16 protein-coding genes, 1 pseudogene and 1 riboswitch are annotated in these 20,322 nt (G+C 66.8%); of the genes and pseudogenes, 7 read left to right on the plus strand and 10 right to left on the minus strand.

Going from position 1 to position 20,322, the window contains the following annotated elements; translation table 11 throughout:
* Positions 1-49: 49 nt before the first annotated feature.
* Positions 50-610 carry a 16S rRNA (guanine(966)-N(2))-methyltransferase RsmD gene (rsmD, locus tag NA5_RS11135; RefSeq protein WP_062984722.1) on the minus strand — a complete coding sequence of 187 codons (561 nt, stop codon included), beginning with the start codon at positions 608-610 and terminating at the stop codon, positions 50-52.
* Positions 607-4,011 carry a pyruvate carboxylase gene (locus tag NA5_RS11140; protein ID WP_062984724.1) on the minus strand — a complete coding sequence of 1,135 codons (3,405 nt, stop codon included), beginning with the start codon at positions 4,009-4,011 and terminating at the stop codon, positions 607-609. Before NA5_RS11140 ends, rsmD begins: the two co-directional genes overlap by 4 nt.
* Before the next feature lie 258 nt (positions 4,012-4,269).
* Positions 4,270-4,510: riboswitch (cobalamin riboswitch) on the plus strand.
* Positions 4,511-4,651: 141 nt separating this feature from the next.
* Between NA5_RS11140 and metE the strand changes: the two genes are divergently transcribed.
* Positions 4,652-6,910 carry a 5-methyltetrahydropteroyltriglutamate--homocysteine S-methyltransferase gene (gene metE, locus NA5_RS11145; RefSeq protein WP_062984726.1) on the plus strand — a complete coding sequence of 753 codons (2,259 nt, stop codon included), beginning with the start codon at positions 4,652-4,654 and terminating at the stop codon, positions 6,908-6,910.
* 441 nt (positions 6,911-7,351) lie between these two features.
* On the opposite strand, the gene NA5_RS11150 is transcribed toward metE, so the two are convergent.
* Positions 7,352-7,738, minus strand: coding sequence for a nuclear transport factor 2 family protein (locus tag NA5_RS11150; protein ID WP_062984728.1), 387 nt, complete (start codon positions 7,736-7,738; stop codon positions 7,352-7,354).
* A gap of 176 nt (positions 7,739-7,914) precedes the next feature.
* Between NA5_RS11150 and NA5_RS39180 the strand changes: the two genes are divergently transcribed.
* Complete coding sequence (locus NA5_RS39180; protein ID WP_084484044.1) at positions 7,915-8,091, plus strand: DUF1737 domain-containing protein; 177 nt, start codon at positions 7,915-7,917, stop codon at positions 8,089-8,091.
* 46 nt (positions 8,092-8,137) lie between these two features.
* Here NA5_RS39180 and NA5_RS40280 read toward each other — a convergent pair.
* Positions 8,138-8,385 (minus strand): annotated as a pseudogene (locus NA5_RS40280) (MmgE/PrpD family protein); the annotation flags it as partial.
* Between the two features lie 193 nt (positions 8,386-8,578).
* On the opposite strand from NA5_RS40280, the gene NA5_RS11155 reads away from it, so the two are divergent.
* Positions 8,579-10,000: a short-chain fatty acyl-CoA regulator family protein gene (locus NA5_RS11155; RefSeq protein WP_174555223.1), complete on the plus strand. Its 1,422-nt coding sequence runs from the start codon at positions 8,579-8,581 to the stop codon at positions 9,998-10,000.
* 61 nt (positions 10,001-10,061) lie between these two features.
* On the opposite strand, the gene recG is transcribed toward NA5_RS11155, so the two are convergent.
* Positions 10,062-12,335, minus strand: a complete 2,274-nt coding sequence (gene recG / locus NA5_RS11160) for an ATP-dependent DNA helicase RecG (protein ID WP_062984732.1) — start codon at positions 12,333-12,335, stop codon at positions 10,062-10,064.
* A gap of 4 nt (positions 12,336-12,339) precedes the next feature.
* Positions 12,340-14,142, minus strand: a complete 1,803-nt coding sequence (locus NA5_RS11165; protein WP_084484071.1) for a DAK2 domain-containing protein — start codon at positions 14,140-14,142, stop codon at positions 12,340-12,342.
* A 426-nt stretch (positions 14,143-14,568) separates the two neighbouring features.
* Here NA5_RS11165 and rpmB point away from each other — a divergent pair, with 426 nt between their 5' ends.
* The 3 genes from rpmB to NA5_RS11180 all read left to right on the plus strand — a co-directional run bounded on the left by rpmB (position 14,569) and on the right by NA5_RS11180 (position 16,165).
* Positions 14,569-14,760, plus strand: a complete 192-nt coding sequence (gene rpmB, locus NA5_RS11170) for a 50S ribosomal protein L28 (protein WP_011210730.1) — start codon at positions 14,569-14,571, stop codon at positions 14,758-14,760.
* Between the two features lie 101 nt (positions 14,761-14,861).
* Complete coding sequence (locus tag NA5_RS11175; protein ID WP_062984733.1) at positions 14,862-15,353, plus strand: GNAT family N-acetyltransferase; 492 nt, start codon at positions 14,862-14,864, stop codon at positions 15,351-15,353.
* A 32-nt stretch (positions 15,354-15,385) separates the two neighbouring features.
* The gene (locus NA5_RS11180; RefSeq protein ID WP_062984735.1) at positions 15,386-16,165 is read left to right on the plus strand and encodes an enoyl-CoA hydratase/isomerase family protein; all 780 of its coding nucleotides are present in this window, start codon (positions 15,386-15,388) and stop codon (positions 16,163-16,165) included.
* On the opposite strand, the gene NA5_RS11185 is transcribed toward NA5_RS11180, so the two are convergent.
* Genes NA5_RS11185 through thiL form a run of 4 tightly spaced genes read right to left on the minus strand, consistent with a single transcriptional unit; the run spans position 16,162 to position 19,203 of the window.
* Positions 16,162-17,025, minus strand: a complete 864-nt coding sequence (locus tag NA5_RS11185) for an alpha/beta fold hydrolase (RefSeq protein ID WP_062984737.1) — start codon at positions 17,023-17,025, stop codon at positions 16,162-16,164. The two genes, NA5_RS11180 and NA5_RS11185, sit on opposite strands and share 4 nt — an antisense overlap.
* Before the next feature lie 57 nt (positions 17,026-17,082).
* Entirely contained in the window at positions 17,083-17,349 is a 267-nt protein-coding gene (locus NA5_RS11190; protein ID WP_040693471.1) for a hypothetical protein, read from the minus strand.
* Between the two features lie 43 nt (positions 17,350-17,392).
* Positions 17,393-18,076 (minus strand): uracil-DNA glycosylase, encoded by a 684-nt coding sequence (locus tag NA5_RS11195; RefSeq protein ID WP_062984738.1) that lies wholly within the window; start codon positions 18,074-18,076, stop codon positions 17,393-17,395.
* A gap of 11 nt (positions 18,077-18,087) precedes the next feature.
* The gene (gene thiL / locus NA5_RS11200; RefSeq protein ID WP_062984740.1) at positions 18,088-19,203 is read right to left on the minus strand and encodes a thiamine-phosphate kinase; all 1,116 of its coding nucleotides are present in this window, start codon (positions 19,201-19,203) and stop codon (positions 18,088-18,090) included.
* A 174-nt stretch (positions 19,204-19,377) separates the two neighbouring features.
* Between thiL and NA5_RS11205 the strand changes: the two genes are divergently transcribed.
* On the plus strand, positions 19,378-20,241 hold the full coding sequence (locus tag NA5_RS11205; protein WP_084484045.1) for a DUF3515 domain-containing protein: 864 nt from the start codon (positions 19,378-19,380) through the stop codon (positions 20,239-20,241).
* The last annotated feature ends 81 nt before the right edge of the window (positions 20,242-20,322 follow it).

Consider the following 20,322-nt stretch of genomic DNA (forward strand, 5'->3'; position numbering starts at 1 on the left):
GACGGTATCAGGAGGCCGAATCGTCGCTACGAATGCCGCGACGCCGGAGTTACTCCGGGGCGAATTCGGCTAGTTCGATTCGGGTTTCGCCGTATTTGCGCGGCTTCGCTGGGATATAGCCTGTGGGCCAGGTGATCTCGGGTGAGCGGATGGAACGCTCGACTACGACGAGGGCGTCCGGTGCCAACCAGTTGTGTTCGGCGAGGGCACGTAGGTCAGCGGTGACTGTTGTGGTGTCGATGTCGTAGGGCGGGTCCGAGAAGACGACGTCGTATTTGCCCGCGCCGCCGCCCGCGAGGACATTCGCTACCGAGCCGATGCGAAGTTCGGCACCTGGCAGTCCGAGGTCGGCGATATTGCCGCGCACGATGGCGGCGGCCTTGCGGTCGGATTCGATCAGGAGGGCGTGGGTGGCGCCGCGGGAGAGCGCCTCCAGGCCCAGTGCGCCCGATCCGGCGTAGAGGTCGAGTACGCGGGCGCCGTCGAAATCGATGCGGGCGTCGAGGGCGCTGAACAGCGCCTCGCGCACCCGATCAGAGGTTGGCCGGGTACCCGCGGGCGGGACGCGTAGCCGCCGCCCGCCCGCGGTACCCGCGACGATCCGGGTCATTCGGCCGCGGACTCGCGCACCGTGAGTTCGACCAGCAGGTCACCGCCCTCGACCTGCTGTACCTTGCCGATCGCGACCCTGCCGACGATGCCAGCGCGCGGCGCGGTGATCGCGGCCTCCATCTTCATCGCCTCGATGGTGCCGACGATATCGCCCGCCGCGATCGAATCGCCTTCGGACACAGCAAGTGTCACCACACCGGCGAACGGGGCGGCGATATGGCCGGTGTTGTTCTTATCGGCCTTCTCGGCGGCCGGGATATCGCTGGCGATGGAGCGGTCGCGCACGGCGACCGGACGCAATTGGCCGTTCATGATGCACATGACCGTGCGCATACCGCGCTCATCGGGGTCGGAGATGGCCTCCAGCCCGATGAGCAGGGTGACGCCCTTCTCCAGTTGCACACGGTGTTCCTCACCGCGGCGCAATCCGTAGAAGAACTGGTTGGCCGACAGGCCCATGGTGTCGCCGTACTTTTCCCGGTGCGCGAGGAATTCGGCGGTGGGGCCGGGGAAGAGCAGCCGGTTCAGCGTGGCGCGGCGCAGTTCGGAGGAACCGGCGAGTCCGGCCTCGTCCGCCGGGGTCAGCGGTGTCTCCGGCTTGGCCGGGCCGCGTCCGGCCAGTGCCCGACTGCGGAACGGCTCGGGCCAGCCGCCCGCCGGATTGCCGAGTTCGCCTCGCAGGAAACCGATTACCGAATCCGGAATGTCGTAGCGACCCGGATCGGCGGCGAAGTCCTCGATATCGACGCCGGTGCCGACCAGTGCGAGCGCGAGGTCGCCGACCACCTTCGAGGACGGGGTCACCTTGACCAGTCGGCCCAGAAGCCGATCCGCCGCAGCGTATTTCGCCTCGACCTCTTCGAAACGGTCACCGAGACCGAGTGCGATGGCCTGCTGACGCAGATTCGACAGCTGACCGCCAGGGATTTCGTGGGTGTACACCCGGCCGGTCGGCGCGGGCAGCCCGGATTCGAAGGGCGCGTACACCTTTCGCAGCGCCTCCCAGTACGGCTCCAGATCGCAGACGTTCTGCAGGTTCAGACCGGTGTCGAACTCGCTGTGCGCGGCAGCCGCGACGATCGCGGAAAGCGCTGGCTGAGAAGTGGTTCCGGCCATGGCGGCACTCGCACCGTCGACCGCGTCGGCACCGGCCTGCCAGGCGGCGAGGTAGGTGGCCAGCTGACCGCCTGGCGTGTCGTGGGTGTGCACGTGCACCGGCAGGTCGAAGTTGCTGCGCAGCGCGGAGACCAGGGTCGCGGCGGCCGGAGCCCGCAGCAGGCCCGCCATATCCTTGATGGCCAGCACGTGCGCGCCCGCGTCGACGATCTGCTCGGCGAGCTTGAGGTAATAGTCAAGGGTGTAGAGGTTTTCGTCCGGGTTGGACAGGTCGCCGGTATAGCTCATCGCGACTTCCGCGATGGCCGTACCCGTTTCGCGCACCGCATCGATGGCCGGGCGCATCTGGTCGACATTGTTGAGCGCGTCGAAGATGCGGAAGATGTCGATGCCGGTGTCGGTCGCCTCCTGCACGAACGCGCGCGTCACCTGCTCCGGGTACGGCGTGTAGCCGACGGTGTTCCGTCCGCGCAGCAGCATCTGCAGACAGATATTCGGCACGGCCTCGCGCAGTGCGGCCAGCCGCTCCCACGGATCCTCGAACAGGAAGCGCAGCGCCACATCGTAAGTCGCGCCGCCCCAGGCCTCGATGGACAGCAGCTCCGGTGTCAGGCGCGCGACATGTCCGGCGACGCCGAGCAGGCCATTGGTGCGCACACGGGTCGCCAGCAGCGACTGGTGCGCGTCACGGAATGTGGTGTCGGTGACGCCGACGGCCTTCTGCTCACGCAGCGCCTGTGCGAAACCCTCCGGGCCCAGGCGCAGCAGTCGCTGCCGCGAACCGTCCGGCGGCGGCACGCTCAGATCGATGGCGGGCAGTTTGTCGTGCGGGTACACCGCGGTCGGGCGCTCACCGTGCGGCTTGTTCACGGTGATATCGGCGAGGTAGTTCAGGATCTTGGTACCGCGGTCGGCCGAACCGCGCAGGGTCAGCAGCTGCGGACGCTCATCGATGAACGAGGTGGTGACCCGGCCCGCCTTGAAGTCCGGATCGTCGAGCACCGCGAGCAGGAACCCGATATTGGTGGTGACGCCGCGGATGCGGAATTCCGCGAGTGCGCGGCTGGCGCGGGCCACCGCGGCAGGAAAGTCCCGGCCACGGCAGGTCAGCTTGACCAGCATCGAGTCGAAGTAGGCGCCGATCTCCGCGCCCAGGTTCGCGCCACCGTCGAGGCGGATGCCCGCACCGCCGGGGGTGCGGTAGGCAGTGATGCGGCCGGTGTCGGGGCGGAAGCCGTTGGCCGGATCCTCGGTGGTGATCCGGCACTGCAGGGCCGCACCGCGAATGGTCACCTTGTCCTGGCTCAGACCGAGCTGTTCGAGGGTCTCCCCAGCCGCGATGCGCAGCTGGGACTGCACCAGATCGACATCGGTGATCTCCTCGGTCACCGTGTGCTCGACCTGGATGCGCGGATTCATCTCGATGAAGACGTGGTTGCCGCGCTCGTCGAGCAGGAATTCGACGGTGCCCGCGCAGCTGTAGCCGATCTGGCGGGCGAAGGCCACCGCATCGTTGCAGATGCGTTCGCGCAGTGCGGGATCCAGATTCGGGGCGGGCGCGAGCTCGATCACCTTCTGGTGGCGGCGCTGCACCGAACAGTCACGCTCGAACAGGTGCATGACATTGCCGTGCTGGTCGGCCAGGATCTGCACCTCGATGTGGCGCGGGTTCACCACGGCCTGTTCCAGGAAGACGGTCGGATCACCGAAGGCCGACTCCGCCTCGCGGGACGCGGCCTCGATCGATTCGCGCAGCTGTGCCGGATCGGCGACCCGGCGCATACCGCGCCCACCGCCGCCCGCGACGGCCTTCACGAAGATCGGATAGTCCAGGTCCTGCGATGCGGCCAGCAGTTCGTCCACATCGGCGGAGGGCGCACTTGACTTCAGCACCGGCAGACCCGCCGCCCGCGCCGCCTCGATCGCACGGGCCTTGTTGCCAGCGAGTTCGAGCACTTCGGCCGACGGACCGATGAAGGTGATGCCCTCGCGCGCGCAGGCCGCGGCGAGGTCCGGGTTCTCCGACAGGAAGCCGTAGCCAGGGTAAATGGCATCGGCACCCGCGGACTTGGCCGCAGCGATGATCGCCTCGATCGACAGGTACGCCCGAACCGGGTGCCCCTGCTCGCCGATCTGATAGGACTCCGCGGCCTTCAACCGGTGGACCGAGTTGCGGTCCTCGTATGGGAAGACGGCGACCGTCCCGATGCCGAGTTCGTAGGCCGCGCGGAAGGCGCGGATGGCGATCTCGCCACGGTTGGCAACCAAGACTTTCGAGAACATTGAACTAAGGTACCCGGCCCGGAATCGTGGCCTGACAGGGAAGTCACTTTTGCAGAAATCTTCACAACAGGTCCTAGCAGGCTTGCGAAGTTCTGTTCATACCGCTGACACATAACTGTGTGTTGGCTGACGCAGCGCCGGATGTTGGCCGGCGCAACGTCGGGAAATCGGGTGGCGCTACGGACTATGCTGATTGACGCAGCTGGTTCGCCGTGCGCAGACGAGATGGAGCCCCGACGTCGCGTTACGGAGTCGAGTTCGCGGATCGGCAAGACCGGTGCGCGGATGAGAGGGAACCCGGTGAGAATCCGGGACTGTCCCGCAGCGGTATGCCGGGAACGACCGCCGTCATCAGCACTGGGTAGGCCGTAGCGATTGTTCGCAGATCGCTCGAAATGGTGAGCCCGGGAAGCGACGGCCAGTAGGTGAGCCCCGTACGGGGTCGGCCAGAAGGCCCGTGCCCGCGAGTCCGAAGACCTGCCAGCCGTGTCGGATACGCCGTATCCGGCGGCCACCGCCTCGTGGATTGGGCGCGCGGACCTCTGGTGCGATTGTCGGGCTCCGTCGGTGCTCCGGCACGTCACTCGGTCTCCGCTAGCTCGCAGGGCGTTGGTCTTCGATCTCAGCACTGGAGAAATTCGTGACTGTTACGCATAACCCGTTCACCGCGACGGTTCTAGGTCTCCCGCGGGTGGGGCCGCACCGTGAGCTCAAGCGCGCCACCGAGTCCTACTGGGCCGGACGCATCGACGCGGAGCAACTGCACGCGATCGCCCGCGATTTGCGATGCAATCAGCTGACCGAATTACAGAGCGCCGGACTGGATTCCATCCCCGTCGGCACGTTCTCCCATTACGACCAGGTGCTCGATACCGCCGTGCTGCTCGGCGCGCTGCCGCCCCGGGTGGCCGGTATCGCCGATCCGCTGGATCGCTATTTCGCGGCGGCACGCGGCACCGATACGGTGGAACCGCTGGAAATGACCAAGTGGTTCGATACCAACTACCACTATCTGGTACCGGAAATCGGTCCGGAGACGGTGTTCTCGCTGCATCCATCGAAGGTGTTGGATGAGCTGCGGGAGGCGCTGGCACTCGGGGTTCCCGCGCGGCCGGTGGTGATCGGCCCAATCACCTTCCTGAAGCTGGCGAAGGCGACCGGCGGTGCCGCGCTGGATCGCCTGGCGGAGTTGGTGCCGCTCTATCGGGAGCTGTTGCGGCTACTGGCCGTGGCGGGCGCGGAATGGGTGCAGCTCGACGAACCCGTCCTGGTCACCGATCTGACCGCTGACGAGGTCGAACTCGTGCGGCGCACCTATGCCGAACTGTCGTCCGCGACGGAGCGTCCCGCGCTGCTCGTGGCCACCTACTTCGGCAGGCCAGGCGCTGCGTTGAGTGCCTTGGTCGAGACCGAAATCGAAGGCGTCGCGGTAGATTTCACGGCGACCGCTGGTCTGTCCGTAGCGCCGCCCGCGCTGGCGAACAAGCTGCTGGTGGCGGGTGTGGTCGACGGACGTAATGTCTGGCGGGCCGATCTGGACGGTGCGTTGGCGACGCTTGGCACGCTAAAGGGAATCGCGAAATCCGTTGCGGTGTCGAGTTCCTGCTCGCTACTGCATGTGCCTTACACGCTGGCGAGTGAGACCGGCCTCGACGCGCAGTTGCGTTCGTGGCTGGCGTTCGGCGCGGAGAAGGTCGCCGAGGTGCGGTTGCTCGCGACCGGACTGAGTGCGGGGCCCGAGGCGATCGCCGACGAATTGGCCACGGTCCGTGCGGCTCTCACTACCAGGCACACCGATCCTCGGCTGGACAATCCGCAGGTTCGGGCCCGGCTGGCCGCGCTCGGTCCCGAGGCAACTCGGCGTGCTCCCGCCGAACAGCGACGGGCATTGCAGGCCGAACGGTTGCGGCTGCCATCACTACCGACGACGACCATCGGTTCGTATCCGCAGACCTCGGCAATCCGCCTGGCGCGTGCGGCGTTGCGCAAGGGGAAGATCGATCAGACCGAGTATGTGCGACGGATGCGGTCCGAAATCGCGGATGTCATTGCGCTACAAGAGAAACTGGGCCTGGACGTACTGGTGCACGGCGAGCCGGAGCGCAATGACATGGTGCAGTACTTCGCCGAGCAGCTCGACGGATTCGCCGCCACCGAGGCGGGCTGGGTGCAGTCCTACGGCACCCGTTGCGTGCGGCCGCCGATCCTGTTCGGCGATGTGGCCCGGCCCGCGCCGATGACCGTGGATTGGATCGCCTACGCGCAATCGTTGACCGATAAGCCGGTCAAGGGCATGCTGACCGGCCCGGTGACGATTCTGGCCTGGTCGTTCGTGCGCGATGACCAGCCGTTGGTGGATTCGGCACGCCAAGTGGCGCTGGCGATCCGGGACGAGACGGTCGATCTGCAGGCCGCGGGCATTCGGATCATCCAGGTCGACGAGCCCGCGCTGCGGGAACTGCTGCCGCTGCGTGCGGCCGATCAGGGCGAGTACCTGGAGTGGTCGGTCGGTGCGTTCCGGTTGGCGACCTCCGGGGTCTCCGATGCCACCCAGATCCACACCCATCTCTGCTACTCGGAATTCGGTGAGGTCATCGATGCGATCGCCGGATTGGATGCCGATGTGACTTCGATCGAGGCGGCACGCTCGCATATGGAGGTGCTCGACGATTTGAATGCCGCGGGCTTCGATCTCGGTGTCGGACCGGGCGTCTACGACATCCACTCACCGCGGGTGCCGAGTGTGGCGGAGATCACGGCCTCCTTGCGTGCCGCACTGAAGGCCGTTCCCGCCGAACGACTTTGGGTCAATCCGGATTGCGGATTGAAGACGCGTGGACCAGTCGAGGTGGAGGCGTCGTTGCGCAATCTGGTCGCGGCCGCAGCAGCAGTGCGCTAGCCGCAGAGTGCGCTCGCCCTCTTGGAACGGGAGGGCGGGCCCGCTCGCCAGGCTTCGTGCCCGCGCCGCTGTTGGCTCAACAGTGTCCACGCCGAGGTCGACGGCGGCCACGTCGTCCTACACGAACACCCTGACCTCGCGATCGACCACGTCCGCGCAGCCCGATAGCGCGGTGTGGTCACCGCGCTATCCGGCTACGTATCAATGAGATTCGGCACCTGGAAACGGCCGGATCCGACGACGCGGGGTGTACCGCTCACAATTCTCACCGTTGCGCACCATCGGCCGCATGCGCGATCGCGCACCCAATCCGCGCCGCCAGGCCGTATGACATCCCGAGCAACGATCCATGCGTAACCCCTCCTCATACGTCGCCATCAGATCACCCCCGATGTCCTATTCGACGCAGGGGCGACCGATTCGGTTCCGCCGTTTCCTCGCTTATTGGGCCGCGGGCTCGGTACCGAAGGCGCGGTTGATGGCGGCCATATCGAAGTAATCGCGCCAGGCGGTGATCGCGCCGTCGGCGACTTCGAAGACGCCCACTACTGGCAGCGGCGTGTCTTTGCCGAGGCCACGCAGGATATCGGTGCGTTCGTTCATGACGATATTCCCCGCGGCGACCTGGTGGTGGACGTCGAATTCAATGGATTCGAAGGTGCTGAGGAAACCGGCGATGAATTCGCGGATGGCGGCGCGGCCGTGGATGGGTTCCATCGGAATGTTGTGGTAGACGGCGTCTTCGGCGAAGAAGGCGCTGATCCGATCCGGGTCGGGATCGGCCCAGCTGCGGCACATGGCGGTGACGATTTCGTCGGGACTCGGCATTGGAGTTCGCTCGCTTCCTTGTGCCGATGCGATCGGGCACATCGGTCGATTCGATCGCACCGATTACACCAAACAATTGCTTGGTTGTGCCAGGATCAGCCCGCACCCAAACAGTTCGCGCTGCGGCACGTCGCGCCGCCGCAGTCCGGTCATCGCGACCGCCCTAGGCTGGGTACATGACCGAGGATCGTCCCCTGCGCTATCGGCTGATCACCGGCGTCGACGACGCCACCTTCTGCGAGCGGATCAGCGGCCTGCTCGATCAGGGTTATCGGCTGCACGGATCGCCCGCCGTCACCTTCAACGGCACCGATGTGATCGCCGCGCAGGCGCTGATCTGGGGCGGGGAGTAGGGCCGACATCAGAAGATCCCCTCGCGCACTCGCGGTGGTATGCAGCACGGGATTGCCGGGTGGTGGTGTGCAGGGCTTGCCTGATCGCTTGATAGATCGTCTCGGTATCCAGGCCCAGTAGCCTCCCGATGCCGCGCCCACCGATGGACCCAGATGTGCGACGTGATCGATCTTGTGCTCGTGCAGGCAGATTCCGCGCGCCAGGTCGATCTGGATCTCGTGACCGGTGGCCAGGCCACGGATCAGCGTGGCGCCACCGCGACCGGTGTGCTGGGCGACGGCGAGGATCGGCGGAAAGACCGCGGCGGCCGCGCGGGCGCGTACGATGTGGGCTTCATCCATCCTCCGGTTCCAGACGGGACAGCGGGGTACTTCGCACGCTACGCAGGGTTGATCTTCGATCAAAATCCCTTGCACCAGCAGATTTCTGCGGGCAAGAATCCGCCATTTTGCGATGATTGCGAATTGCGAGGGCTACCATCTTGCGGTGCGCAAGATGTACGCGGGCGCCCGACTGAGACGGTTGCGCGAGGAACGGCGGATGACTCAGGCGGCACTGGCGAAATCCTTGGATCTATCGCCCAGCTACCTCAACCAGCTCGAGCGCGACCAACGACCGCTGACCATTCCGGTGCTGCTGAAGCTCAATTCCACCTTCGACCTCGACGTGCAATTTTTCGCCGCCGACTCCGATGCCCGGCTGGTGTCGGACCTACACGAGGTCCTTGTCGATGCGGCGGGCGGTGACAGCGCGCCGCTGACAGAGGTGGAGGAACTGGCGACGCGACTTCCGGAGGTCTCGCGCATCGTCGTCGCCATGCATCGGCGATTGCGCGCCGCGACCGATCAACTCGATCTGCTCTCCGCGCGGGTGGCCGCGCCTGCGGGCGCACCCGGCGTGCCCATGCCGTATGAGGATGTGCGGGATTTCTTCTACGACCACCACAATCACATCGCGCAACTCGATCATGCGGCCGAACAGCTCTTCGAGGAGTGCGGTCTGAGCATCGGATCACTCGATCGGCAACTCGCGAGGGTAGCCGAGGAGCGCGCGGGGGTCACCGTGCTGGTGCGCGGCGACGGCGCGGATCCGGCCATCCCGAAACGGCATTACGATTCGGACAGCCGCACGCTGACGCTGGCGCGGCGATTGCGTCCCGGACAACGCGCATTTCAAATCGCGACGACCCTCGGCTTTCTGCTGTACGGCAAGGACCTGGACGCCGTACTGGCCGAAACGCCGTCGCTCACCGGCGAATCCAGGACGTTGGCGCGCATCGGGCTGGCCAATTACTTCGCGGGCGCGCTGGTACTGCCGTATGGGCGCTTTCTGCGGTCGGCCGAGGAGCTGCGCTATGACATCGATCTGCTCAGTCTGCGCTTCGAGGTCGGTTTCGAGACCATCTGCCATCGATTGAGCACCCTGCAGCGGCAGGGACAGCGCGGCGTTCCGTTCTTCCTGGTCCGCACCGACCGAGCGGGCAACATCTCGAAACGCCAGTCGGCCACGGCATTCCATTTCTCCCGGGTCGGCGGCAGCTGCCCGCTGTGGGTGGTGCACCAGGCCTTCGCCAATCCTGGTCGCATCCTGACCCAGATGGCGGCGATGCCCGATGGCCGCCGCTACCTTTGGATCGCCCGCACCGCGCTGCCGGGACCACACGGATTCGGCATGGCGACAAAGGATTTCGCGATCGGCCTTGGCTGCGATATCGAATACGCCGACCGGCTGGTGTACTCGAACGGTCTACAACTCGACAGTCCAGCCGCCGCGGTCCCGATCGGCGCGGGCTGCAAGGTCTGCGAGCGGCCCTCCTGCCCCCAACGCGCCTTCCCCCAAATCGGCAGTCCCCTCGCCGTCACCGAGCACACCAGCACCGAGCTGCCCTATCCCCGAGTCCTACGCTAGCCGGACAATTGATCAGCACGCGCTGGTGTGGGCAAATGCCTCGCCACCAGCGCATTCTCGATCAAGACTTCGCCAGGTATTCGAGGCGTTCGGCGTCTACGGCGGCGTGCATCATGGTGGCCAGGCCCGGGTGGTTGTACAGGCCCGGGTCGGATTCGACTAGTTGGCGGGCCAGGTCTTGGGCGGCAGTGATGACTTCGAGGTCGTCGAGCAGGGAGAGCAGGCGCAGGGAGCGGGCGGTGCCGGATTGGGCGGCGCCGAGGACGTCGCCTTCGCGGCGTTGACGCAGGTCGAGTACGGCGAGTTCGAAGCCGTCGGTGGTGGCGGCGACGGCGTCGAGACGGGCCATGGCGGTGCCGGTCGGGCCCGCGTCGGTAATGAGCAGGCACAGACCAGGATGCTTGCCGCGGCCGATGCGGCCGCGCAGCTGATGTAGCTGGCTGACACCGAAGCGGTCGGCGTCCACGATGACCATGACGGTCGCATTCGGGACGTCCACGCCGACCTCGACGACCGTGGTGCAGACGAGCACATCGATGTCGCCATCGTTGAAAGCACGCATTACCTGGTCTTTTTCATCGGTCGGTAGCCTGCCGTGCAGCAGGCCGACCCGGACGCTCGCGAGCGGACCGGTACGCAGCATGTCGAAGACCTCGAGGGCGGCGGCCGTGGTCGGGCCCTCCTTCTCCTCCGCTGCTTTCCCCTTGCCGGACTTCTTGCCCTTGCCGTTCTCCTCGTCGTCGCCGATGCGCGAGCACACCACATAGGCCTGCCGTCCGGCACCGACCTCCTCGAGGATGCGCTCCCAGGCACGGTCGACCCAGTTCGGATGCTGTTTGCGCGGCACCACCTTCGACACGATCGGTGAACGGCCGCGAGGCAGCTGGGTGAGCGTGGAGGTCTCCAGATCGCCGAGGGTGGTCATGGCGATGGTGCGGGGAATCGGGGTCGCGGTCATCACGAGCAGATGCGGGCTGGCACCGGTTTTCGCCTTGGCGCGCAATGCATCCCGCTGTTCCACACCGAACCGATGCTGTTCGTCGACGATCACCATGCCGAGATCGAAGAACTCCACCGCATCCTGGATCAGTGCGTGCGTGCCGATCACGATGCCCGCTTCGCCGGTGACCGCATCCAATAGTGCGGCCTTCTTCGCCGACGCCGACATCGAGCCGGTCACCAGCACGACCTTGGTCGCGTTGTCGGCGGCGCCGAGTTCACCGGCCGTACCGAGATCGCCGAGCATCGTGCGCAGCGACCGATAGTGTTGGGCGGCAAGGACTTCCGTCGGCGCGAGCAGTGCGCATTGCTGACCGGCATCGACCACCTGCAGCATGGCGTGCAGTGCGACGATGGTCTTGCCCGAACCCACCTCACCCTGCAGCAGTCGGTGCATCGGATGGGTGCGCGCGAGATCGTCGGAGATCTCCGCTATCACCTTTTGCTGTCCCTCGGTCAGTTCGAAGGGCAGGCGGGTGTCGAAAGCCGCCGCGATACCGTCGGATCGGGGCGGACAGGGCCGGGCCGCCCGGGCCTCCGCATCGTGTCGCCGCTCGGCGAGGACCAGTTGCAACGCCAGCGCCTCATCGAAACGCAAACGCTCCCTGGCCTGTTCGATATCGGACTTGCGTTCGGGCAGGTGGATCAGGCGCAGTGCGTCGGAGATCTTCATCAGCCCGCGGTCTTCGCGCAGGTCACCGGGCAGCGGATCGTCGATCGGGTCGAGTTGGTCGAGCACCTGCCGGACACAGGCCAGTAGATCCCAGCTCTGCACCTTCGCGGTCGCCGGGTACACCGGGATGTATTCCCGTTCGAAGAACGAGACGTCTACTCCCCCTTTGCCTTTCGCGCTCTGCGCCAATCCGCGCAGCGCGCCGCCGCCACGCACCGATGTGAGGTTCTCGATCGAGTCCTCTTCCTTCTCGGGCAGGATCAGATAATCGGGATGCGAAAGGTTCCAGCGATCCGGGCGCCACCAGTGCACGGTGCCCGACATCATGGCCCGGACCCCTTCGCGGACAAGGTAACTCACCTTGTCACCGTTGAAGAAGGTGATGTCGATGGGGGCGACCGAACCGGTGTCGAGGGCGACCTTGAGCAGTCGACCCCTGCGGTTCTTCATCGGGCGCAGTTCGGTTTTCGTCACCCGGCCGATGACGGTGATGTGCGCGCCCTCCTCCGGCTGCTCCTGGGTGAGCGGCTGGCCCTGGGTGGCGTAGCGCAATGGATAGTGCCGCAACAGATCTTCGACGGTATGCATGTCGAAGGCATCGACAAGCGGTTCGGCCGCCTTCACGCCGAGCAGGTGGTCCAGCCGATCGCTGAGTGTCGCCATATTCCTATTCCACCCCTATCTGCACCAGATCCGCTTGCTGCCCACCGGAATACACGCTCACCTCGACGCCGGGGAAGCCGTTGGCGATATGCGCGGCCAGTTCGTCCGCGAGTTCGGCCGGGGCGGCCGCCCCCATCAGCAGGGTGACCAGCTCACCGCCGAAGGCGAGCATCCGGTCGAGCAGGGTCCGCCCGGCGCTCGGCGCATCCCGCTCGATCACCACGACATCATGACCGACCAGACCCAACCCATCACCGACCTCGCAGGTACCGACCATGGTGAGCGCCCGCTCTGTCGCGGCACGCAATGATCCCCAGCGGGTCGCGGCCGCCGCCTCCGACATGGCGAATGCGTCGTCCACCGCGATCCGGCCGCAATCGTGCACCGCGAGCGCCGCCAACCCCTGCACCATGGAGCCGCTCGGCAACAACAACACGTCCCGATGTGCGTCACGAGCCGCGACACCGACGGCAACCAATTCGTGCGCGGGCAGCGCACCATTCGGTAGCACCAACACCTCCCGATTCGGCAACTGCCGAATCGCGGCCAGCAGCGCCGCACTGGTCACCGACCCATCGCCGCCCAGCACCACCGCACCACCGGCCTCGAACAGCGCCGCCGCGCCGTCGCCCGAAGCGACAGCCAGGACCGCGCGATCCGCGGGACCGTCGTGATCGGATCCGATGGGCGCGGTGGCACCGGATCCGATGGGCGCGCAAGGAGCTTCGGCACGCGCGGGCGCATCGGTGCGTCCAACGCCTCCAGGCTGCGTTGCGTTTGCGCGACCCGCGACATCGGCGGCGGCCACATCGGAATAACCAGCAGCGGGATTCGGGCGGGCGGTGATGGTGAAGCTTTCGATGCGGATGGCGCTGAGGGTGCCGGTGGCGATGCCTGCTTCTACCGCGGCACCGGCGTCGGCGCAGTGCACGTGGGCGGACCAGGAGCCCGCACCGTCACCGACGACCACGACGGAGTCACCGAGGTCGGCGAGGCGGGCGCGGAGGCGGGCGATTCGCTGGTCGTCGGTGTCGGAGAGGAGGTACATCACCTCGAAGTGGGGGTCGGCAATGTTCAGGGGTTCGGCGCAGCTGCCGTACGGTTCGGCATCAGCTCGCGGTGCGGTATCCGACGCGGAACGGTCGACGCTGGCCTGGTCGCCACCGAAGGCGAATTCGCCGCGCGTGTATTCCGGCCGATCGGGCGTCTCGCCGAGGGTGACCGCGACCAGACTGTCGAGCAGGACAACCAACCCCCGCGCACCCGCATCGACCACCCCGGCCTCGCGCAGCACGCCGAGTTGGGCGGGCGTATCACCGAGCGCCTTGGCGGCACCGTCGGCCGCCGCCACCGCCACCTCGGCCAGTGCGGATTCCGAGCAGGCCGCGGCACATTCCGCGGCCCGCTCCAGGACAGTGAGAATGGTCCCCTCGACCGGCACGCTCAACGATTCCCGCACCAGCGCCGATGCCGTGGCCAGCGCGGCACGCAACGTCCGCGCCGTCAGCGGCCCGCCGCGCGTCGCCTCGGCAATCCCCCGCAACACCTGCGACAGGATGATCCCGGAATTCCCGCGCGCCCCGAGCGTCGCCCCGCGCGCCATCGCCGCCGCCACATCATGCGTCGAGAGCGATTCGCCTGCGAACTTCTCCCGCGACACCGCGGCATCCGCGGCCTGCATTGCCGCTCGCATGGTGGCGAGCATGTTGGTGCCCGTGTCGGCGTCGGCGATGGGGAAGACGTTGAGGGCGTTGATCTCCGCGCGCCGCTGCTGCAGGGCTTCGAGGCAGATTCGGCCCCAGCGCATCAGGGCCGTACCGTTCAGTTCATCCGGCCCGGCAACGGCAGGCAGTCCCGCGTCGGGGCCATCACCCATCATGTCCCGCACTCCGGGCACCGCCACCTCTCTCCGCGATCGATCACACCGCCACCAACACCCGAGCGACTGCTGGCAGATCGCTCGAAAGGTTCTGCCACCGTTGGCCAGGTTAGCTGGCGATACCGACAGTCGATCGGCGACACCGATCCACTACCATCGGATGTGCCCACGGGTCGTCATTCCATGACCCGGTTTGGTGGATCCGGACGCCGCCAGTTACCCTTGCAGGGTTGCCTAGCGCGGCCGAGAGGGTTCGCGCTGGCCGACGTGAGTCGGCAGGGCATTAAGACATTGTTTCCGGACATGCCGCCGACGTGCGGCGGTCCCCCACATGACATGAAGGAGTTCGCGACTATGGCTGCCGTCTGCGACGTCTGCGCCAAGGGCCCCGGCTTCGGGAAGTCGGTCTCGCACTCGCACCGGCGTACCAACCGTCGTTGGAACCCGAACATCCAGACCGTGCGCGCTCAGGTCGCGCCGGGCAACACCCGCCGCATGAACGTGTGCACCTCCTGCCTGAAGGCGGGCAAGGTCGTTCGCGGCTGATTTCCCAGAGACCGACATACGCCCCGACACCATCAGGTGCTCGGGGCGTAGTCATCTGCGGCCCCTGTCATCGACGACCTCCCTCGACAACGATGGTCTGTATGACCCAGCCCGCCTGGCGCATAGCCCCACTCACCGCCGAATACGTCCACGGCCTCGCCGAATGCCATATCGCCTGCTGGCGGGAGGCCTATCGCGGCCTGGTCCCGGACTACATCCTGGATGCGTTCGAGGTCGAACGGCGCGCGGAGCAATGGGAACGCGTGCGGGTCCGCAATCCGGGCTGCGCCTACGTCGCACTCGTCGACGATGAGGTGATCGGCTTCTCCTGTGCGACCGCGGCACGCGACGAATCACCGGTCACCCCAACCGAACTCAACGCCCTCTACGTCCGCGCCGCCTGGTACGGCACCGGCGTCGCTCACGATCTCATCCGCGCCGCCGTACCACCCGATATCCCATGTTCGCTCTGGGTATTCGAGAAAAACCCACGCGCCCAGGCCTTTTACCGCAAACACGGTTTCGAACTCGATGGCACCAGCCGCATCGAGGCCTTCACCCCCGCCGTCGAGGTCCGCATGGTGCGCTTCTGACCGCAAGCCCGCGCAGAGCTAATGTGCTGGCCATGACTTCCACGCACACCGAGTACGTCACCGTCGTCGACGGCGTACTACAGATCACCATCTCGACCGCCGCGAACGGCACCTCCCTGGACTTCGCGGGCATCAACGCGGGCACCGAGGCGCTGCGCTCTGCGGGTCGCGAGATCGGGGCCGTGCTGTTGACCGGCGCCGGGCCGAACTTCTCCGCGGGTGGCAATGTGCGTGGGTTCGCGGCGGCCGAGGATCGGGCGGGTCATATCTACGGCCTCGCGACCGATCTGCACGAATTCGTGCGCGCACTCGACGAGACCGTCGTGCCCGTCGTGGCCGGAGTGCAGGGTTGGGCGGCCGGAGCCGGGATGAGCCTGGTGTGCGCGGCCGATATCGCGATCGGCGGTCCGAGCACCAAGCTGCGCCCGGCGTATCCGGGCATCGCGTTGAGCCCGGACGGCGGCATGTCGTGGACGCTGCCGCGGATCGTCGGCGCCGGACGTGCCCGCGAAATCCTGCTCACCGACGCCGTTCTCGACGCCGAAACGGCGGTGCGCCTCGGCATCCTGAGTCGGCTCGTCGATGACGAGCGGGTACAGACCGAGGCACTGGATGTGGCCCGAACCCTTGCCGCCGGACCACGATCCGCCTACGCGAGCATCAAATCGCTACTGGCACGGTCGAATTCGTCGACGCTGAGCGATCAGCTCGACTACGAGCGCGATGCCATCAGCGCCGCGGCGAACAGCCCGGCCGGACGCGAGGGCGTCGACGCCTTCGTCGAAAAGCGCAAACCCGATTACCGGAACTAACCGCGCACCTGAAGCACGAATTTCGCGACCGCGTCGGTGAACGAATCGTTGTCGTCACCGGCAGCGGTATGCGCCGCGCCGCCGATTTCGATCAGCTGCGCATGCGGCACCAATGCCTGGAATTCCGCGGCGCCTTCCGGTGTCACCACATCGGATTGCATGCCGCGCACCAGCAGCACGGGAATGGTGAGAGCGCGCGCGGCCGCCTCCAACTGCTGCACCATTTCGCTCGCATCCTCGACGCGGTGGCCGAGCATATCCGGATCCCAATGCCAGTACCAGCGACCGTCACGCTGGCGCAGATTGCGCAGCAGACCGTCGGTGTTCTTCGGTCGTGGCCGATGCGGCATATATTCCGCGACCGCGTCGGCGGCCTGCTCGAGGCTGTCGAAGCCGTCACGATGTTTGCCGAGGAAGTCGATCACCCGCGCGACACCGGCGGGTTCGGGACGGGTGACGATATCGACGAGCACCAGGGCGGTAATCGCCGCACCGCCCGGATCCGCGGTGGTGAGCAGGCCGGTGATCCCGCCCATGCTCGCACCGACCACGACCGCGGGGGTAGCCAGCTGTTCGAGGACCGCGACGAGATCCGCGACCATCGTCGCGCGCCGGTAATCGGCGTTCGGCGACCAGGCGCTGTCGCCGTGGCCGCGCGCGTCCAGCGTGACCACCCGCATCCCGGCGGCGGCCAACTTCGCGCCGGTCTGCTTCCACGAGTGTCTGGTCTGACCGCCACCATGCAGAAACAGCACAAGCGGGCCGTCCGCCGGACCGAACTGGTCGGCGGCCAGCTCGATCCCACCCGAACCGCGCAGCCGCAGCCGGATGGGATCGAGAAGGTTGTTCGCTTTACTCACGATCCGAGGATCGCACAGTTACCGCTGGGGCTCGTGCGAGCCCCGGTCAATGGGACCTCAGCAGTCCCACTTGCCCTGCGCGCTGATGGTGTTCTGCAGCAGGCAGGCGACCTTGGCATTCACCGAGGACGAGATGGTCGAGGAGCCATTGGAGGTGAATTCCTCGCCGACCGGAGCGGCGGTTTTCGGCGCGGAGGTCTCGGTGGCGGGCTCGAGCGGCAACCCGGCCGCATTCGCTGCGGCGCTCCCGCCAGCCAGGGCCGCGCACAGGGCCAGCGTGGCGGTGGTGCCGCGCAGTGCGCCGCGAACGGTCTTGTTCTGCATGAAATTGTGCTCCTCTACTGTGTTTTACCTCGACGCCCGTGATCTAGGGCAGGCGCCAGTCAACCGGTTCGGCACCCAATTCGTCGAGTAGTTCATTCACTCGCGAGAAGGGACGCGAACCAAAAAAGCCGCGCGAGGCCGACAAAGGCGACGGGTGCACGGATTCGATATAGGGCACCTCGGCCGCGGCGAGCTGCGGTTTCAACGTCTGCGCGTCACGACCCCACAGGATCGCGACCAGCGGCTCGTCCCGGGCCACCAGCGCGCGAATCGCCTGATCGGTCACCGCTTCCCAGCCTTTGCCGCGGTGCGAGGCGGGCTGTCCCGGCGAAACGGTCAGCACTCGGTTCAGCAGCAATACGCCTTTATCCGACCACGGGCTCAGGTCGCCATTGGACGGCGTCTGGTATCCGAGGTCCTTGCTGTATTCGGCGAAGATATTCGCGAGGCTGCGCGGCACCGGCGAAACATCCGGGGCGACAGAGAAACTCAGGCCCATCGGATGTCCGGGTGTCGGATACGGGTCCTGGCCGACAATGAGCACGCGCACCGCATCGAACGGACGTTGAAAGGCGCGCAGCACATTGTCACCGGCCGGTAGATAACCGCGGCCCGCCGCATTCTCCGCGCGCAGGAATTCGCCCATCGCCGAGATCTGTGCCGCAACCGGTTCGAGAGCCTTCGCCCAACCCGGATCCATGATTTCCGTCAGTGGTTTCGCGCCCATGACCGCACAACCTATCGTGGCTCGGGCTCAGATGCCGAGCCCACCCCGCTGAACGATTCCCAGCCCGCACTGCCCGGGTGCCGCACACCGTCGACGGTGACGCCACGACCTGCCAGCACCCGTCCGATCGGCACCCAGCCGGGCGGCAGATCCCGGTGCGCGGGCCAGGTTCCGACGAATGCGTGATCCTCACCGCCGGTCAGAATCCATTGCGTCGCATCGGTATCCAACCGCCGGGCGATCGTCGCCAGCGCCGTGTCGCGCAGGGTCGTCGGGTCGAGGTCGATAGCGACGCCGGACGCCTCGGCGATGTGGCCGAGATCCGCGAGCAGCCCGTCCGAGATATCGGTGAGCGCGGTAGGTATCGCGGGCCATTCGCTGGCAGTTCCGATGATGCCTTCGGATCCGAACTCCGTCGCGTTCGACCGATCCGATACCCCGATGTGCTCCGAGCCGAGCACACCTTCCGCCCGGGCCGCGCCCGAATCCGCCACTGTGCCATTGGAATCGGCGACCACGGCCAGCACCGCCGAATAGGGCGGCTGCGGAACGCGATGGGCCGCAAGAACCTCGGCGAACAGTTCTTCGGTCGGATCGAATCCGCCGGTCAGCACCGCCAACCCGGCCGCGGACCAGCCGAGTCGGCCGACCACCGCGACCGTATCCCCCACCCGCGCACCGGCTCTGGTGATCGGCGCGCGGCCGTCCAGATCGCCGAAGGCGGTGACCGAGATGACCAGCTGCGGGCTGCGCACCACATCGCCGCCCGCGATGGAGCCGCCCGCACGGCTCGCCTCGGCCCACATCCCGTCGGTGAGTCCGTCCACGAGCTCGACCGGTGTATCGGCCGGACAGCCGAACGCCACCACGAATGCGGTCGGCACGGCTCCCATCGCGACCACATCGGCGGCGTTCTGCGCGATCGCCTTGCGCCCGATATCGCGCGGATCGGACCAGTCGAGCCGGAAATGTCGATCCTGGACCAGCATGTCGGTGGTGACCACGAACCGACCATCCGGGGCGGCCACCACGGCGGCATCGTCACCCGGGCCGAGCAGCACGCCGGGCGCCTGCACCCGTCCCGCGTTGATCCGCTCGATCAGTGCGAACTCCCCCAGCTCACGCACTGTGTTCGGCCGTGTTCCTTCGCTGATGACCTGGTCCCTTCCCGGCGTCGTACTCGGCTGAAATCGCCCCGAGGGTACCCTTTCCAGGGCAATCGAGTATTACCAGGCCGGTGCGCGGCACCCATCCCGCAGGTGACCAGGCCCCACCAGCGCGAACAGGAAGGATCGGTGAGCATGGCGGCGGAGTCGTCGAATCGCGATTCGTCGGAGGCGGAGTCGTCGAAGGCCGAGCTGTCGAAAGGGACGACCGATTCGGCTGCGGACCGCGCCGCCGCAGCACCCAAGCCCACCGCCGATCGCCGTGGAGCCGAGAGCTCCTCGCCGACCGCCGATGCCGAGCCCATCGAGCCCGCGAAAACCTCAGCCACTGCCACCGAAGCCGCTGAACCCGAGCCCGCGGCGGCGGATGCCGAGCCCGCCGATGCCGAGCCCGGCAACTCCGAGACGGCCTCAGCCGGTGACGCCGATACCGAGTCCGCAAGTTCTGAACCTGCGGCCGAGCCCGGCGGCTACCCGCCCGCGCTGATCGCGACCGCAGTCGCACTCCCGGTCGTGCTTGTAGTCGCCGTCCTAGTCGCCGCAGTCTTGGCCCACCGCGCGCCGACCGAACGCGAACCCTTGGTCCTCGGTCCCGTCCCCGCACCCGCCGCGGACGGACCGGCATGCACCGCCCTGCTGCCCGCGCTGCCCGTCGATCTCGGCGACTACTCCAAATCCACGCTGGTGGAACCGGCTCCCCCCGCTACCCGCGCCTGGCAGCGCAAGGACGGCGGCGACGCCATCGTATTGCGCTGCGGTTTGGAACGACCATTGGAGTTCAACCGCGCATCGCCGTTGCAGATCGTCAACGGGGTGCAATGGTTCGAGGTCCGCGACGCGGCCGCCAAGGCCAGCACCTGGTTCGCCGTCGACCGCGGAACCTATATCGCACTGACCGTCCCCGACGGCTCCGGCCCCACTCCGCTACAAGGAGTTTCGGACACCATCACCGCGAAGCTACCCGCCCAGCCGATCGATCCCGGACCGCTGCCGAACTGACTCATCCGCACCAACCCGGCTGCCGCGTCCGAACCGCTCGTCGAGCGCAGTCGAGGTTGGTCGCCCACACCGGATTCGACC

This window comes from Nocardia anaemiae NBRC 100462 (assembly GCF_001612725.1).
GTDB lineage: Bacteria > Actinomycetota > Actinomycetes > Mycobacteriales > Mycobacteriaceae > Nocardia > Nocardia anaemiae.

Bases quoted from the DNA above. Each gene is read 5' to 3' on its own strand.
- NA5_RS11205 (WP_084484045.1), top strand. From the start codon at position 19,378: ATGGCGGCGGAGTCGTCGAATCGCGATTCGTCGGAGGCGGAGTCGTCG.
- recG (WP_062984732.1), bottom strand. From the start codon at position 12,335: ATGGCGACACTCAGCGATCGGCTGGACCACCTGCTCGGCGTGAAGGCG.
- rpmB (WP_011210730.1), top strand. From the start codon at position 14,569: ATGGCTGCCGTCTGCGACGTCTGCGCCAAGGGCCCCGGCTTCGGGAAG.
- NA5_RS11190 (WP_040693471.1), bottom strand. From the start codon at position 17,349: ATGCAGAACAAGACCGTTCGCGGCGCACTGCGCGGCACCACCGCCACG.
- NA5_RS39180 (WP_084484044.1), top strand. From the start codon at position 7,915: ATGACCGAGGATCGTCCCCTGCGCTATCGGCTGATCACCGGCGTCGAC.
- NA5_RS11150 (WP_062984728.1), bottom strand. From the start codon at position 7,738: ATGCCGAGTCCCGACGAAATCGTCACCGCCATGTGCCGCAGCTGGGCC.
- NA5_RS11195 (WP_062984738.1), bottom strand. From the start codon at position 18,076: ATGGGCGCGAAACCACTGACGGAAATCATGGATCCGGGTTGGGCGAAG.
- NA5_RS11140 (WP_062984724.1), bottom strand. From the start codon at position 4,011: ATGTTCTCGAAAGTCTTGGTTGCCAACCGTGGCGAGATCGCCATCCGC.
- NA5_RS11175 (WP_062984733.1), top strand. From the start codon at position 14,862: ATGACCCAGCCCGCCTGGCGCATAGCCCCACTCACCGCCGAATACGTC.
- NA5_RS11180 (WP_062984735.1), top strand. From the start codon at position 15,386: ATGACTTCCACGCACACCGAGTACGTCACCGTCGTCGACGGCGTACTA.
- NA5_RS11165 (WP_084484071.1), bottom strand. From the start codon at position 14,142: ATGCGCTGGGGCCGAATCTGCCTCGAAGCCCTGCAGCAGCGGCGCGCG.
- rsmD (WP_062984722.1), bottom strand. From the start codon at position 610: ATGACCCGGATCGTCGCGGGTACCGCGGGCGGGCGGCGGCTACGCGTC.